The 14,459-nt window shown below is 41.5% G+C and carries 14 protein-coding genes; 8 read left to right on the top strand and 6 right to left on the bottom strand.

Translation table 11 applies throughout. The features are described from left to right. Nucleotides 1-29: 29 nt before the first annotated feature. From upp to QU661_RS08060, 6 genes are all read left to right on the top strand, one after another. Entirely contained in the window at nucleotides 30-671 is a 642-nt protein-coding gene (gene upp / locus QU661_RS08085; protein ID WP_304989706.1) for a uracil phosphoribosyltransferase, read from the top strand. A gap of 66 nt (nucleotides 672-737) precedes the next feature. Beyond that, complete coding sequence (gene tyrS, locus QU661_RS08080; protein WP_304989705.1) at nucleotides 738-2,066, top strand: tyrosine--tRNA ligase; 1,329 nt, start codon at nucleotides 738-740, stop codon at nucleotides 2,064-2,066. 141 nt (nucleotides 2,067-2,207) lie between these two features. Next, nucleotides 2,208-2,666 carry a C-GCAxxG-C-C family protein gene (locus QU661_RS08075; RefSeq protein WP_304989704.1) on the top strand — a complete coding sequence of 153 codons (459 nt, stop codon included), beginning with the start codon at nucleotides 2,208-2,210 and terminating at the stop codon, nucleotides 2,664-2,666. 106 nt (nucleotides 2,667-2,772) lie between these two features. Beyond that, complete coding sequence (locus QU661_RS08070; RefSeq protein ID WP_304989703.1) at nucleotides 2,773-3,102, top strand: hypothetical protein; 330 nt, start codon at nucleotides 2,773-2,775, stop codon at nucleotides 3,100-3,102. 400 nt (nucleotides 3,103-3,502) lie between these two features. Next, nucleotides 3,503-4,384, top strand: a complete 882-nt coding sequence (locus QU661_RS08065; protein ID WP_304989702.1) for a LysR family transcriptional regulator — start codon at nucleotides 3,503-3,505, stop codon at nucleotides 4,382-4,384. A 174-nt stretch (nucleotides 4,385-4,558) separates the two neighbouring features. After that, nucleotides 4,559-6,205 carry an InlB B-repeat-containing protein gene (locus tag QU661_RS08060; protein ID WP_304989701.1) on the top strand — a complete coding sequence of 549 codons (1,647 nt, stop codon included), beginning with the start codon at nucleotides 4,559-4,561 and terminating at the stop codon, nucleotides 6,203-6,205. A gap of 92 nt (nucleotides 6,206-6,297) precedes the next feature. Here the strand turns inward: QU661_RS08060 and QU661_RS08055 are convergent, their stop codons facing one another. The 4 genes from QU661_RS08055 to QU661_RS08040 form a co-directional block, all read right to left on the bottom strand. Then, the gene (locus QU661_RS08055; protein WP_304989700.1) at nucleotides 6,298-6,783 is read right to left on the bottom strand and encodes an imm68 putative immunity domain-containing protein; all 486 of its coding nucleotides are present in this window, start codon (nucleotides 6,781-6,783) and stop codon (nucleotides 6,298-6,300) included. 179 nt (nucleotides 6,784-6,962) lie between these two features. Beyond that, a complete protein-coding gene (locus QU661_RS08050; RefSeq protein WP_304989699.1) occupies nucleotides 6,963-7,727 on the bottom strand; it encodes an acyl-CoA dehydratase activase in 765 nt (254 codons plus the stop codon). A gap of 141 nt (nucleotides 7,728-7,868) precedes the next feature. Beyond that, entirely contained in the window at nucleotides 7,869-8,123 is a 255-nt protein-coding gene (locus QU661_RS08045) for a putative Se/S carrier protein (RefSeq protein ID WP_304989698.1), read from the bottom strand. Nucleotide 8,124: 1 nt separating this feature from the next. After that, nucleotides 8,125-9,396, bottom strand: coding sequence for a double-cubane-cluster-containing anaerobic reductase (locus QU661_RS08040; protein ID WP_304989697.1), 1,272 nt, complete (start codon nucleotides 9,394-9,396; stop codon nucleotides 8,125-8,127). A gap of 323 nt (nucleotides 9,397-9,719) precedes the next feature. Here QU661_RS08040 and QU661_RS08035 point away from each other — a divergent pair, with 323 nt between their 5' ends. Together QU661_RS08035 and QU661_RS08030 are read left to right on the top strand one after the other, a co-directional pair. Then, on the top strand, nucleotides 9,720-10,265 hold the full coding sequence (locus tag QU661_RS08035) for a glutathione peroxidase (protein ID WP_304989696.1): 546 nt from the start codon (nucleotides 9,720-9,722) through the stop codon (nucleotides 10,263-10,265). A 369-nt stretch (nucleotides 10,266-10,634) separates the two neighbouring features. Then, nucleotides 10,635-11,753 (top strand): hypothetical protein, encoded by a 1,119-nt coding sequence (locus QU661_RS08030; RefSeq protein WP_304989695.1) that lies wholly within the window; start codon nucleotides 10,635-10,637, stop codon nucleotides 11,751-11,753. A 115-nt stretch (nucleotides 11,754-11,868) separates the two neighbouring features. Here the strand turns inward: QU661_RS08030 and lpdA are convergent, their stop codons facing one another. Continuing rightward, the gene (gene lpdA / locus QU661_RS08025; RefSeq protein ID WP_304989694.1) at nucleotides 11,869-13,242 is read right to left on the bottom strand and encodes a dihydrolipoyl dehydrogenase; all 1,374 of its coding nucleotides are present in this window, start codon (nucleotides 13,240-13,242) and stop codon (nucleotides 11,869-11,871) included. Between the two features lie 45 nt (nucleotides 13,243-13,287). Next, nucleotides 13,288-14,289, bottom strand: a complete 1,002-nt coding sequence (locus QU661_RS08020) for a lipoate--protein ligase (protein WP_304989693.1) — start codon at nucleotides 14,287-14,289, stop codon at nucleotides 13,288-13,290. Nucleotides 14,290-14,459 lie beyond the last annotated feature (170 nt).

The following is a 14,459-nucleotide window of genomic DNA, read 5'->3' as shown; positions in this document are numbered from 1 at the left end:
AGGTGATTGAAATAGTCAGGAGGATTATAATGGCTAATAGAGAAGGCAAGGTATATGTGTTTGATCATCCGCTGATTCAGCACAAGACGTCTCTCATGAGAGATGTAAACACTAGTGTAAAGGAGTTCCGCGAGCTCGCTACTGAGGTGGCGATGCTGATGGGATTCGAAGCGACAAGGGATTTACCGCTCGAAGAAGTTGATATCGAAACACCTATGTGCAAGACTACAGTTAAGATGCTTGAGGGAGAAGACATTGCAATCGTTCCTATATTAAGAGCTGGTCTTGGCTTTGTGGACGGAATGCTTGCGCTCGTTCCAAATGCAAAGGTAGGGCACGTTGGTTTATACCGTGACCCAGATACACATCTTCCTGTTGAATATTATTGTAAGCTACCTAAGGACATCGAGAAGAGAAAGATTTTCGCTGTTGACCCAATGCTTGCAACTGGTGGAAGTGCTATCGCAGCAATCGATTCTATCAAGAGCAGAGGTGGACATGATATCGCATTCCTATGCTTGATAGCCGCACCAGAAGGAATAGATGCTCTACACAGGGCTCATCCTGATATTGACATCTACATTGCGGCAAAGGACGAGAGACTCAACGAAAACGCTTACATTCTTCCAGGACTTGGAGATGCAGGCGACAGACTTTACGGTACAAAGTAATCTCGGCAAGCTAATGATATTAAGCCTGCGGCGAGAGCTGCAGGTTATTTTTATAGGAGGGACACGATGATACAGATTCCAGATAATGTGAGCAAGTACACTAACGTATATGATGTGCTTGAAGAAAGAGGCCTGATTGAACAGTGCACAGATCCAAAGGCTATGCGAGATCTACTCGGAAGCGAGAAAATTAAGTTCTACGTAGGATTTGACCCAACTGCAGACTGTCTGCATGTTGGACACTTGATTCAGATTATTATATTTGCGTATATGCTCAAATATGGTCATACACCAGTGGCTCTCGTCGGCGGCGGAACTGTGATGATTGGAGATCCTTCTGGTAGAACTGACCTGCGCCGCATGATGGATATTGAAGAAATCGATGCAAACGGCAAGAAGTTCAAAGACCTATTTGACCGTTTCCTACCGTTCGATGACGAGTGGGAATACACTGGCAACGGTGGCGTCATGAAGCCAGGACACCAGAACAGAGAACCTAAGCCGGGACTTGCGGTAAGTACAAATAACGCTCTATGGCTAAGAAACCTCAACTACATCGAGTTCGCTCGTGAGATTGGCTCGGTATTTAACGTAAACGACATGCTTAGAGCCGAGTGCTATAAGAGAAGACTTAAGGAAGGTCTTACTTTTCTAGAGTTCAACTACATGCTAATGCAGGGATATGATTTCTACGTAATGGCGAGAGACTTTGGTCTCAAGGCTCAGTTCGGCGGCAACGACCAATGGTCCAATATCATCGCTGGTGTCAATATCGCTAAGAAGAAGTCAGACCTAGATGTGTATGGTATGACTTTCTCGCTTCTCACCAAGAGCGATGGAGAGAAGATGGGTAAGACTGCAGGTGGTGCGCTCTGGCTAAATGAAGAAAGGGTTTCAGTGTTCGACTTCTTCCAGTACTGGAGAAATGTCGCAGATGCGGATGTTAACAAGTGCCTCCGTATGCTCACATTCCTGCCAATGGATGAGGTAAATAGATTATCTTCCCTCGAGGGCGCAGAGATTAATCAGGCAAAAGAGATTCTCGCTTACGAAGTCACTAAGCTAGTACACGGCGAAGAGAAAGCGAAGAAAGCACTTGAAGATGCTCGTGCGGTATTTGCAAGTGGAGGCACTAATGTAGCGACTATGCCATCCGTTGAACTAGACAAGGCTTCCTTTGAAGGCGAAGGCTTCGGTCTAGCTAGCCTACTAAAGGAACTTGGACTAGCACAGTCTAACGGTGACGCATTTAGAACGATAGAGCAGGGTGGTGCTAGAATTAACGGTGAGCAGGTTACCGACAGAAAGAGAAGAGTAACTCTCGCAGACTTCGAAGATGGAAAACTTACAATTCAAAAGGGTAAGAAGAAATTCGTTGCAGTAACATTGAAATAGCAAGTTAATTGTGATTAGCTTACACTGTGGTGATTTAAGCAAATAAACATAAGCGCGCAGCGATGCGCGCTTTGTCTATTGGATGAATACATATCTGTATATGTATAAAATGATACTATTTATATATTTAGGAGGTGCAATATGGTTAAAGAAGTTAATTTTGAAGATGTAAGGCGTGACGTAATCCATGCTTTCACAAACGGATGTATGTGCTCAGAGTCCGTAATTACGATTGCAAACAAGCATTGGGATCTCGGGATGGGAGATGATATAATGGCCATCGCAACAGGATTCCCATTCGGTTTTGGTGACGGTGGAAATGTATGCGGGGCTGTAGCGGCGGCGACGATGTCGCTCGGAAAAGTATTTGGCAGAGTAATCCCTGGAGATCCAAGCTATGAGAAATGCACTTCTCTCGTAAGAGAACTCAATAACGATGTCATAGCAAAGTTTGGTAGTGCGTTATGTCCAGATTTGCTGGAGGGCTATGAATTTGCAACACCGGTTCGCAAGGAACACTGTACCGAAATAGTGGTAACAGTGCTTGAGTCATTCGCTCGCATCATGGAGCGTGAATGCGGGGTTCATGTCTGTTGGTAAATATGATATATTGGGAAGACTAAGTGTTATTGAATCATATATGAATTTGAGTTTGCGAACATACGACTTTGAAACAGCGAATAATTTGTGCAGAAAGAGGCGATTTATGGCTAAGAAACAATCGAAATACGAGAGACCAGGTGGCGCTAAAAAGGGCAGAATTGCAGTAGTTATATTCATCATCGTAGCGGCAATTACGGATGCTATTATGATTCGCGCATACTTCACAGGTGGCAAGAGCGCTATGGTTGGTGCCATGATTATTCTGATGACAGCGATGTATGTTTTTATCGCTTACAGCCTAATCAAGCTCGTTAAAATGATGGAAGAGCAGATGGTGAAGGATGCTGAGGCAGAGAAGGAAGCTGAAGAGAAAGCGAAGCATCTCGGAAAAGGTGCTGCGTACAAGACTCTCAAGAAGAAGTCCAAGAACTAAAGGGAATCTGTCATTGGGTAAATAGAGAGTGCTAATATTGGACGTACTTAGCGCTTTGAACACGTTAAATTTATCAATAACGATGAAATAAAATGCAGCACAAGTAAGAGATTATAGGATGCTACAATATAAAATTGCGGGCAATTTTATAGATAAATATTATCGATTATAAATATTTGATAATAAGCGACATGAATTAAACAGCTACATAAAAAAGCGAGGACATGAGGCCTCGCTTTCTTTGTATGGATATTCTATGTATGGATTGTGTAATAACAGCGAAGATATTGAAATCTCCCTTGCTGTACCCTTATAATAAACTTGAAAGCAAAACATGTAAAATTAATTAAAATGAGTTAATTGATAAAAATAAATAATTGCGGTCCTTGCTGGAGGTATTATGGAAAATCGTAACGTAGCGACCTTTATAAAGGTTGTGGAGATGAATAATTTTACTAGGGCAGCAGAGAGTCTAGGCTACTCTCAAGCAGCCGTAACTGCCCAGATTAAACAGCTCGAGCATGAACTTGGAGCACCTTTATTTGACAGAATCGGCAAGAGGATAAACCTCACTAGGGCGGGAGAAACATTCCTACCATATGCTTTTCGTCTGCTTAAGGCGGAAGATGAAGCGGTAGCAAGCATCAGAGAGCAGGAAGGTCTCAGCGGAACGCTTACAATCGGAACATCTTCAAGCCTATCTATCGGGGCTCTTCCACATATTGCGATTGACTTCATCAAGGAGTATCCTGATGTAAATGTCGTTATTAAGGTATCTGACTTTACGCAGGATCTGAGAGAGAAGCTCATCGCAGGAACTATGGACCTCGTGTTCACTATGGCGGAGAACTCCAATCCGCAGAATTTTCAGCGCATGCTTGAGAAGGATGTACCGATGGTGTTCGTAGCTCACCCAAATCATCCTCTAGCAGGCAAGAAGGTGTCGCTACGCAAAATCCTTGCTGAACAGCTAATAGTTGCGGATAGAGAAGTGGGATACACATTCTACCTTAACAAGTTTGCAAATGATATCGATATGAAGCTCGAACCTGCACTTGAGGTCGGTTCAGTAGCAGCAATCGTCAATATCCTAGAGGGCGGATATGGTGTATCATACCTCCCTTGGTTCGTCGTTGAGAAGCCGGTGGCAGATGGCAAGCTGGCGACAATCGATGTTACATGTCCTGATCCAGAGCTCAAGAGTACTATCATATGTCATAAGAGTAAGTGGATTGATCCTGTGATTAAGAAATTTATAGAGTTTATAAATGAAAGAATATAGGAAGGTTGTATTCAAAACATCACAAAGTCTATTAGACTTGATTTTATATTCTCTGAACAACGAATGCCAGCTGCTATGTATTTTATTAATACATAGCACTATATATATATGTATATGGTAGAATTTCCGTGTACATTATAGATAATTAACAATTAAGAGAGGACATTAATGTTGATGAATAAGGCAGTTAAAAAAAATATTAGCTTAATATTGAATCTTATGATCATATTATTACTGCTCTCAAATACATCAATTGTATTTGCAGATGAAGATTTAAGCTCACTCCATCCTGTGCATTATTTTATGTATGGTGAGGACTTGCAGGGTCCTTTAGTTGATAAAAGTGCAGAAATCAAAAATGATAATTATTGGGTTGACTTAAAATATTCAAAAGTAGAAAACATTCCGGTAGCTGCAGGAGAACCTATAACATATTTTAAAACTCTTGTTCCTAAATATGTGTTGGAACCTAAAGATACTGCTGTTAATCAGCATGCAAAGGTTAGCACGATAATCAATTTTTGCTGTGCTCCTGAGTTTCTAAATACTGGCATTGTTCCAAAGTGGAGTGGATTGAACATTTTCCTTCACCCTTTGAAACCACAAAATAATCCGTACTTTCAGCAATTCTCCACGATTCCTGAAGAGAGAACAAATCCGCATAAGTTTAAACAAAGTGATATTTTAACTGCTGAAGAAACTAGTAAGCCATTAGAGAAATTACAAGTTTTAGCCGATATAAAGGCTAAGGGAAGCACCGATTCAAAGAAAGTGGACGAATATAAGAAAGGTGATCCAATAGACCTTGAGTTTTCTATGAATGCTTCATGGTTCAAGCGTTATATGAATGGGTTTGCTTTGTTCTTAACTCAAACTGGCGGCATGTCGGATGAGGGAATTCAGAAAATTTACAATCAGTATGCAATGTCAGATGCACAAATCGTTTTTTCATTAGATATCCCAGACGGGGTAACTGTTAGTAACAATCCAACAGCTACAATTAGGGGATTAGATGGGTTTACAGCAAATGTTTCGAAGGAAGGAAATACTTTGCTTGTAAAATTACGTAAAAATGAAAAAGCTAAAGTTTGTAAATGGAAAGACTTGATTAAAAAAATTAATTCCATAGATACAAGTAACATTAATGTTAGTATTTCAGGATTAAAAGTTTCTAATGACTCAAATCCAGATTCTCAGGTGACTATAAGAGGTACAGTTTCCGGATTCTATGATTTTGCTACTTCGCATACTGAAAAATTTTATCTTCCATCTCCCGAACATAACAATCATGAGGAGTTAGGCTCGGGACATGAGAATTGTGCGACCAGAAATTACTGGTCATTTGCAGCAATTCAAGATCCAAGTGGATTGGATAAAGCGGCAGACTCAAATAAGCCAAACCAAATATCATATACTTTCAAGGTAAATAAACCGGCTGATAACACCGTAACTTTCAAGGACGGAAATGCTACACACGCTACTGTAAAGGTGGAAAACGGCAAATCAATTGATAACGATGCTTTAGCTAATCAATCGATGCCAAGTGAGCCAACAAAGAGTGGTTATATTTTTAAGGAGTGGAATACTCAAAATGATGGAAAAGGAACTAAATTTACGGGTTCAACCATTGTTAACGAGGATATGGTAGTATATGCTATTTACAGCAAGAACCCGACTCCAAACAAACCCGGTAAACTACCAAATAATAGCAAGTTACCAAAGACGGGTGATAATATAAATATGCCGTTGTATGTTGCGGTATTAGTTATATCAGGAGTATTATTGTTTGCAGTATATTTCAAAAGAAGAAAAGACAATTAGTGTATTAATGTAAAATATCAGGAGCTGTCGCATGAGCGACAGCTCCTTTTTAACTTGATACTGAGATTTTGTTGGCCTCAATAAACCGGAATTTAACTTAACAATTCTTGTCTGAGACTTTCGCAAATTTCTGCCATCTCCAGCATATCCTCCTGCGGAACAAGTTCAGAAAGGTCATACTCAAGCGGATTTTTCGAAAAGTCGGAAAGGGCCTTGTTCAAAAGCTCGTAGTCTTGAGGTGTAGCAACTATCATTACCCTACGAGAATCCGTATCAAATGGCTCTAAGTCGTGCAGATCAACACTGCCATTTACCTTGCATTCTAATAATATTGCGGCAAGGTCAGTTATTATATCAATAGCGAAATGAAAATCAAGATAGATCCCCATTGAATTAGTAAATCCCAAAGGGGAAACAGTTCTTCTGAAGTTTTCACCTTGTTTATTAACTCCTAAAGATTGCAGTATATTGGAAAACTCTATCTCGTCGCTACTTTGATCTTCTAAAAAAGCAATAAGGTTAAGACTATCGTCACTGTCTCCAATGTAATTATTCCAATATTTGTTTTCAATATACATTCAGGCATCCTCCGCAAATGTCAATTTGTCGATTAATCATTGTAATTATATCATCATGCAATATTTTGTCATACATCAAGTTGATAGTAATTAGATATTATTGCTCAAAATCTAAGAGGGCTACTCCCATAGGAATAGCCCTTTAGTTATATGTTCGCTCACATTGTCTTAAAAGACTTTTACTTCTCGATTTTTCCTGCCAGAATTGCCGCTCCATACGCGCCAGCATATCTACCGTCAGGAAGAGGCGTAACTGTTCTACTTAACTTCTTAGAGAGAAGCTCTGCAAAATATTCATTTCCGCTTAATCCGCCAGTTATCACGCATTTATCTGCGATAGCTTTCTTCTGACACAGTGTCACGACCTTAGTCGCAACGCTGTCGATTACACCAGCTGCAATCTCTTCCTTAGGGCGACCTTCACCCATGTAGTTGATAACCTCAGATTCTGCAAAAACAGTGCATATCGAGCTAATCGGTATCGGATTTCCACGTTTAGCCTCATCGAATAGCTCTTCGATTGTAAGCCCAAGGCGATTTGCCATAACTTCGATGAACTTGCCGGTTCCAGCGGCACACTTATCATTCATGAGGAAGTCAACGGCCCTGCCGTCTTGAACCAAGATATACTTGGTATCCTGCCCACCGACATCGATAATAGAGCAGTCTTCCTGTCCAGCCATCTCATAGCCACCGCGTCCGTGACATGTAATCTCAGTAATCACCTTGTCGGCATAGTCTACGGAAATTCTGCCATAGCCAGTTGCAACAATCTTGGCACTTTCTAAATCCGCACCGAGCCCTTCAAGGTTTTCCTTGATTATGCCAGCGGTAATTTTGCTGTTCCAGCCAGTCGGCAGCACCTCGAAGCGAGGTTTGTCATCTCCGCCGATCACACAGACCTTCGAAGCGGTCGATCCAATATCAATTCCTATTCTAGTCATTTAAAAATCCTTTGTATGTTGCTTAATCACACCTAACTTGGAGCATGCCAAATTTATCAAGCTTTATCTAACATATCAAGTATATCAAACTACAGCTAGTCGTACGTAACTATAGACGTGCTTAGCCAAACCAAGCTACATCTAGCCGTATCTATGCCTACCGCTATTGAACTCGTTGTCGAGTCCGTTAATGGATAAGTATCGGAGTTGCTGTTCTTCAGCGAGCTCCTTTATAAAAGACACATCATCTTCCTTGACCAGTAGCGACACACCGCAGCAAACGCTCAACTCGCGCGGAGTCGGACTAATTTGGGCGTAACGAGAAGTAGCTTTTATAGCACGATACATTTCCATGGCATCCGTGTGATTGTCGAACAAAACATAATAGTGGAGCATTTTAGCCTAGCACCTCTATAAATGCCTCGATACGTGTCTTGAGCTGCTGTGCATCACTATCAGTGTAGTCTGTCTCGATTCCGAGCACTGGAATTCCAGCTTCCTTGAGCTTATCCTCAAGCAGATAACCCTCGATGTCGTATGTCTGGCAGAACTTTAGGTTAACGTCGATTACAGCATCTACGTCGTACTCCTTAGCAAGTCTGATTATATCATCGAAACGGCCTGAGTTAGGATTGAAACAAGCGCAGTTAATCTTCATGTAACGGTCAGCGATATTTGAGACCATCTCATCTAGAGTCTCGCCTGATTCATCCACGTAGTTTTCAAAGTAACGAGTTCCAGTACATGTCTCTTCACAGACTACTGCTGCACCGGAAGTCTCAATTAGATTATGCATCTTCCAGTTTGGAATAGCCATAGGTGTTCCAGAAATCATGATACGCTTAGTTCCTGCAGGGAATACCGAAATGCCATCAGAGACTCTCTTCTCGAGCTCGTCGCAGAGCTTATTAACCATAGTTGTAAATCTCTCAGGGTCATCGTAGTAAGCAATCTGGGAGATGAGGAGTGTATCAGTTCCGCTGATAGGAATGTTTTTGTTCTTGCGTAGGTCGTACAGCCTCTTGAGAGCCGCACGCTTAGCGTTAATCTTCTTGATGTTTTCAGCTAGCTTCTCAGAAGTAATCTTGTTGCCCGTCTCCTTCTCAACCATCTCTAATAGGTCATGACACTCTTCAGCCCACTTCTCGATATCCTTAGGTCTCTTCATTTGAGGGAGATCCATGATATGCATTGGAACGTCGGTACCGAGGATTTCATAAGCTTTCTTCTTACCGTCGCAAGTATTCTCTCCGATGTATATATCAGCGAGCCTGTAGAAAGGACATGTTTTATCAAATCTAGCTCCGAGCATTGCCTTTATAAGTGGGCATGTGTTGGCTGGTAAATATCTCTCTCCGCCTGGTACCCAGAACTGAGAGCCTGCGCAAAGCCCCGTTGCTATACCGTTACCTGCAAAGATAATTTCGTCAGGAACGTATGTGCAAAATGTTCCAAATACCTTACCACCATTCTTTCTAAACTCAACGAGCTCAGCTGGGCGAAGACCGTGAACATCAGCTAGAACCATGTCAAAATAATCCATTGCCTCAGGTCTATTTTCCTGAGATAGGAATACGTCACCAATTGCTCCTGGAAGAACGCTACATAGTAGGTCATGGTTATCCACATCCATGCCGAGATCTTCCCACATCTTACGATAATCTGCCATTTTCATAACCTCCATAATAATAAGTCAAATATACTGATAAAATTATATCAACTAATGTAGTAATGCACCTATTGAATAAAGCTATAGATTTTATGCAATCTATAGACTGTACTGATAATCATTTGAAGCTTTATGAATATAGTATTAGTGCAAGTGACAGTTAGCATATGTTGTGGGAGTGCTGTCAAAATAAGCGATTATGAGAAAAATAAACTATTTTAGGAAAGATGTTGACAACGGAAATCGATGTGATACAATTGAATTGTTCAAAAGACATTCAATGTAACTAATTTATATATGAGATATTCATAGGAGGATATGAAATGGCACAGATTTATGATTTTAAGCTAGCTAAACCAGATGGAAGTGAGCTGAACCTCGCTGATAACAAGGGCAAAGTAATGCTCATCGTTAACACTGCAACTGGATGTGGATTTACACCTCAGTATGAGCCACTAGAAGAGCTTTACAAGGAGCTACACGAGTCTGGATTAGAGATTATCGATATTCCTTGCAACCAGTTCGGTGGACAGGCACCTGGATCAGATGATGAGATTCACGAGTTTTGCACACTCAACTACAACACTACATTCCCACAGCTTAAGAAGTCGGATGTAAACGGTGAGAATGAGCTTCCGCTTTACACATTCCTAAAGAGCCAGAAGGGCTTTGAGGGCTTCGGAGACTTCCCCGACAGAGAGAAGTTTGAGGAGTTCGTTGCAATGGGCGATCCTGATTTCAGAAATAACGCTAACATAAAGTGGAACTTCACTAAGTTCGTTGTAGATAGAGAAGGGAATGTAGTTGCTAGATTCGAGCCAACAGCTGATATGAGTGAGGTTGTTGCTTGCGTAAAGAGCCTTATCTAATCTATAGAGAGTATTTTTAAAAAATAGCATAAGCACGCAAATGGACCAAGCAATGGGTTGAGATTAAAGGTATATGTGTGTATGTATAGAGCTAAAACTGGTGTCCGCCGAGTAAATTCGGTGGGCGCTTTTTGTTTTAGAAATTATTGTGCGGTTAGATAGTTATCTAGACTGGATAATGATTAAATGATTATTATTCGGGTGAAAAATGCGTGATTGATTGAACGTTCGTTTAAAAAATGTATAATTATCTTATCGGAGGGATATCATGAAATGCGAGATTATGACGAATTAAATGAGAGGACTGTAAGATAATGAAAGTTATATTTATATGTTTATTGTGCTGTTCTAGCGGTTTATTACAATATTATGGAAACGATTAAGAAAAATGGAATTAGCCTAAAATTTAATTACCTCATACATATTGGCATAGCAATACTTCTTGCGTCTTCATTTAATGTATGGCTTGTAATTAGTGGATCAAATATCGGTTTTGTTAAATACATTATAACTGCAGCTCTTTCATGCCTTGTTGCAGAAATATTTGTTAGAGTATTATCTCCTGTCAAATACATCGTGAATAGCCTGATATGGAAATCAAAAGAGAGCAAGCAGTCAGTATATGCCTTCTGGATATTCGTATATCTCAAGGGTCGCATCAACCATTCATTGCAGTTATATATGATAAATGAACTCTTTATTCCAGATAAATACCTCCGATGCTCAATGAAGAATCTGAGCTATGAAGAAATAAGATTAGAATTACGAAGAGTGGAGATACTGACGGAAATCGTTATGTTCATTCTGTACAGCTGTGTTTCATTTGCAATTTATAGGACTAGTAACATGCCGTTCTACTTGATTCCTCTTGCTGGAATGGCTATAGATATAGCAAATTCGAATATTGAAATGGAAATATTTAGAGGTAAATTCACGAAGCTTCGCGACTCAAAATATTTTGAATATTATGTAATTAGAGAGCGATTACTCGCGGACTCTAATGATGAAGAAGCGATTAAAAGATTTGTAGAGCTCGAAGCTGAGAACTTTGAAGACAGAGAAAGAATTCACGAGAGGATATCAATCTGGAGCAGGATAGTCGTAGGAAAAGCTCTGAACAGAGAAACTCTTACAGAAGAGATGAAGTTCTTGCTAGAGAGAAAATATCTCGAAGTTATCTGGGAGTTATTTGTAACACATGAGACATTAAATTTGCTGAATCTATATATTACATATGCCGTAATAATTGGTGAATTGAACACAGAAAAGGTTGCATTAAATATCCTAAATAGATGGAAAACTCAGGATATAGGGTCTAGGTTAAAGGCTAAATTTGAATATTCTGAACAGGCCTTTGATGGAGATAAAGCAAAGTTAGAGAACCTAAGGCTGCGAGCTGGCGAGTTCTATGAGGAGTTTGCCGAATGCAGAAATGATGTTGATGAAGTTAAGATGGCTTATCTCAAATTAATAGAATTGGAAAGTTAATATTACAGTTAAAAGATAAATGAATAAAATGATAAAACTCGTTTGCCGCCTAGTGCAGCAAACGAGTTTTACGTTTAGAAATTGTGATAATTGTAATTCGCCTGAACAGCCGATACTATCTTGCCGCTTCTGCAATCGCTTCCACGAATGTTGGGTGTGGATGGATTGTTGAAGCTACATCTTCGAGTGTCAGCTTGTTTGAAATAGCTAGCGCCAATTCGCCTACAAGATCGGTAGCGCGGCCGCACATGAGTTGTGCGCCGAGCAGTATATGGCTATCTGCGTCGGCAATCAGCTTGATGGTGCCGCGGCCGAGGTCCTCAAGGACTGTCTTGCCATTTGCTCCCATAGCGTACTTCTTAGTGATGATTTCGATGTTCTGCTCCTTGGCCTCGTCCGCGGAAATGCCGACAGACGCAATCTCAGGCACCGAGTAGATGCAGGTTGGAACGGTTTCCATGCGGATTGGTGGTTCCTGACCGTTCATATGAGCAACTGCATTTCTACCCTCGGCAGTTGCTGTATGAGCTAGCTCGATGCCGCCGATTGCGTCACCGATGCCATAGATGCTCGGACTCGCCGACTGGTAGTGCTCATTAACGGCGAGACGGCCGCGCTCTACTGCAAGATGCTGGAGCTGCTCAGATAGCAGACTAGGAACATCGGATCTTCTGCCAACAGCCATGAGAACAGCATCTGCAGGGATTGATTTCTCCTCCTCTTTTTCGGTATATACAACCGCAAGTCTTCCGTTCGCCTGCTCAATTCTTACAACAGGGCACTTAGTTAGAACATCGATGCCGTCCTTCTGCAGACTCATCTTCAGACTGCGGGCCAATTCCTTATCAACAGTAGGGATGAGACGGTCTAGAGCCTCAACAACAGTTACATGTGAGCCAAAACCATTATATACAGTAGCAAATTCAACACCGATAACGCCGCCGCCGATGATTACGAAATCATCGAAGGGCGTACCGCCCTGCTCGAGGAGCTCGGTCGAGTCCATAACGCCATCGAGCTCGGCGCCCGGAATAGGCGGAATAAACGGATTGCCACCAGCTGCAATCAGGATAAACTTACCAGTTACCTCATGTGATTTGCCATCACTGTCTGTATAAGATACAGTGTGCTCATCTTTGACTAGCGCGAGACCATGTAGTAGGTCAATCTTAGCCTTTGCAAGGCCGGTTTCAATGCCCTCGCGTAGGGTATCAAGCACCTCGTCCTTACGAGCTCTAACAGCGTCGAGGTCAACCTTAACATCAGCAGCATTAACACCGATTTTAGAACCCTCTCTCGCTTCCTTAGCGAGTTCGGACGAGCGCATGATAGTTTTTGTAGGCACGCAGCCTCTGTTGAGGCAGGTACCACCAACTCTATCCTTCTCGATTACAGCAACCTTCATGCCGTACTTAACAGCGTCAAAAGCAGCCTCATAGCCACCAGGGCCAGCACCAATAACAACTAGATCATAATTAAATTCAGCCATATCTTCCTCTTTTCATAACGATAGTGCAGATGCACCAAGATATACCTACATAATACCTTCAGCAATCAGATTAATGATGTCACAGCAAATCTGGTATTCATTGCTGTTAGGTGCATATGGCAGAGCACTTTCAACAAGTGTAGCCATTGCAGACTTGCTGTATTTGCAACCAATTAGTTTTTCCTTTAGCACCTCAAATACTTCGGTCTCGAGCGAATCAGAGAATATTCCAGAGTCCTTAATCACACCTCCTTCAACCTGAAGTTCAATATCAATACCGCCCCAATCAAGTCTCTCGGAGATTGAAGTTGTGAATGGTATCTTGCGTCCGAAGCGCCACTCCTCAGATGAGTACTTGTCAATTAGAGCCTTAAGCTCTGGATCGGAATCAGCTGTAGGGATGTCAAAGCGCTCAACCTCTCCGCCATAAACCTTTGCAAATGCGTCATAGAGAGCTTTTTTGAGCTCTTCAAGTGTTACGTCAGGTTTGTGATTGATGAGGTTGGTGATTCTGGAACGAACGGACTTTACGCCTTTTGACTTTAGTTTAGAAGCGGAAACGTTGAGATACTCTCCAAGTGGAGTTGGGTCAACGTTGAACATAATAGTTCCATGGTGATAGCAGTAGCCGTTGCTCTGGTAATATGCGTGTCCTGAGAACTTCATGCCATCGATAGTGAGGTCATTTCTTCCAGTCTTTTCAGCATTTATACCTAGTAAACGAACCGCTTCAAGAATGACCTCTGTCTGCTTAGGGATATCATATTCACCCTCCCTTGCAATGAATGTAAAATTGAGGTTTCCAAGGTCATGATATACAGCTCCACCGCCAGAGATTCTTCTAGCTAGCTTGCAGTCTCCTTCTCTCATGGACTCAACTCTGCATTCACGCCAAGGGTTCTGGTTCTTTCCGATAACTACAGTGTTAGCGTTTTGCCATAGGTACATAGTAACTTCGCCTTCAGCTGCGCGAAAAGTCATATATTCCTCGGTAGCGAGGTTGATAAACGGATTGGTACAATCAGTTTCAGTATATCTTAATCTCATTTAATTTATAGCTCCTTGCTATTAGATTTAAGTTAAATCAAGCCTAGATAGACAGTCGCGTCAGGCGCAAGCTAGAATCTACCCAGGCTTAAGTTTTTATGTAGCCAGAAGACGATCAATCGTTAATCAAAATCAGTGTTTGAATTGTGAGAAGTATCTTCTAGCGAGGT

The organism is Mogibacterium neglectum (assembly GCF_030644205.1).
GTDB lineage: Bacteria > Bacillota > Clostridia > Peptostreptococcales > Anaerovoracaceae > Mogibacterium > Mogibacterium neglectum.
This window is presented reverse-complemented; position numbering and strand designations above follow the sequence as displayed.

What these genes read in the sequence shown, in the direction of transcription:
- upp (WP_304989706.1), top strand. Translation starts at nt 30, where the DNA reads ATGGCTAATAGAGAAGGCAAGGTATATGTGTTTGATCATCCGCTGATT.
- tyrS (WP_304989705.1), top strand. Translation starts at nt 738, where the DNA reads ATGATACAGATTCCAGATAATGTGAGCAAGTACACTAACGTATATGAT.
- QU661_RS08075 (WP_304989704.1), top strand. Translation starts at nt 2,208, where the DNA reads ATGGTTAAAGAAGTTAATTTTGAAGATGTAAGGCGTGACGTAATCCAT.
- QU661_RS08070 (WP_304989703.1), top strand. Translation starts at nt 2,773, where the DNA reads ATGGCTAAGAAACAATCGAAATACGAGAGACCAGGTGGCGCTAAAAAG.
- QU661_RS08065 (WP_304989702.1), top strand. Translation starts at nt 3,503, where the DNA reads ATGGAAAATCGTAACGTAGCGACCTTTATAAAGGTTGTGGAGATGAAT.
- QU661_RS08060 (WP_304989701.1), top strand. Translation starts at nt 4,559, where the DNA reads ATGAATAAGGCAGTTAAAAAAAATATTAGCTTAATATTGAATCTTATG.
- QU661_RS08055 (WP_304989700.1), bottom strand. Translation starts at nt 6,783, where the DNA reads ATGTATATTGAAAACAAATATTGGAATAATTACATTGGAGACAGTGAC.
- QU661_RS08050 (WP_304989699.1), bottom strand. Translation starts at nt 7,727, where the DNA reads ATGACTAGAATAGGAATTGATATTGGATCGACCGCTTCGAAGGTCTGT.
- QU661_RS08045 (WP_304989698.1), bottom strand. Translation starts at nt 8,123, where the DNA reads ATGCTCCACTATTATGTTTTGTTCGACAATCACACGGATGCCATGGAA.
- QU661_RS08040 (WP_304989697.1), bottom strand. Translation starts at nt 9,396, where the DNA reads ATGGCAGATTATCGTAAGATGTGGGAAGATCTCGGCATGGATGTGGAT.
- QU661_RS08035 (WP_304989696.1), top strand. Translation starts at nt 9,720, where the DNA reads ATGGCACAGATTTATGATTTTAAGCTAGCTAAACCAGATGGAAGTGAG.
- QU661_RS08030 (WP_304989695.1), top strand. Translation starts at nt 10,635, where the DNA reads ATGGAAACGATTAAGAAAAATGGAATTAGCCTAAAATTTAATTACCTC.
- lpdA (WP_304989694.1), bottom strand. Translation starts at nt 13,242, where the DNA reads ATGGCTGAATTTAATTATGATCTAGTTGTTATTGGTGCTGGCCCTGGT.
- QU661_RS08020 (WP_304989693.1), bottom strand. Translation starts at nt 14,289, where the DNA reads ATGAGATTAAGATATACTGAAACTGATTGTACCAATCCGTTTATCAAC.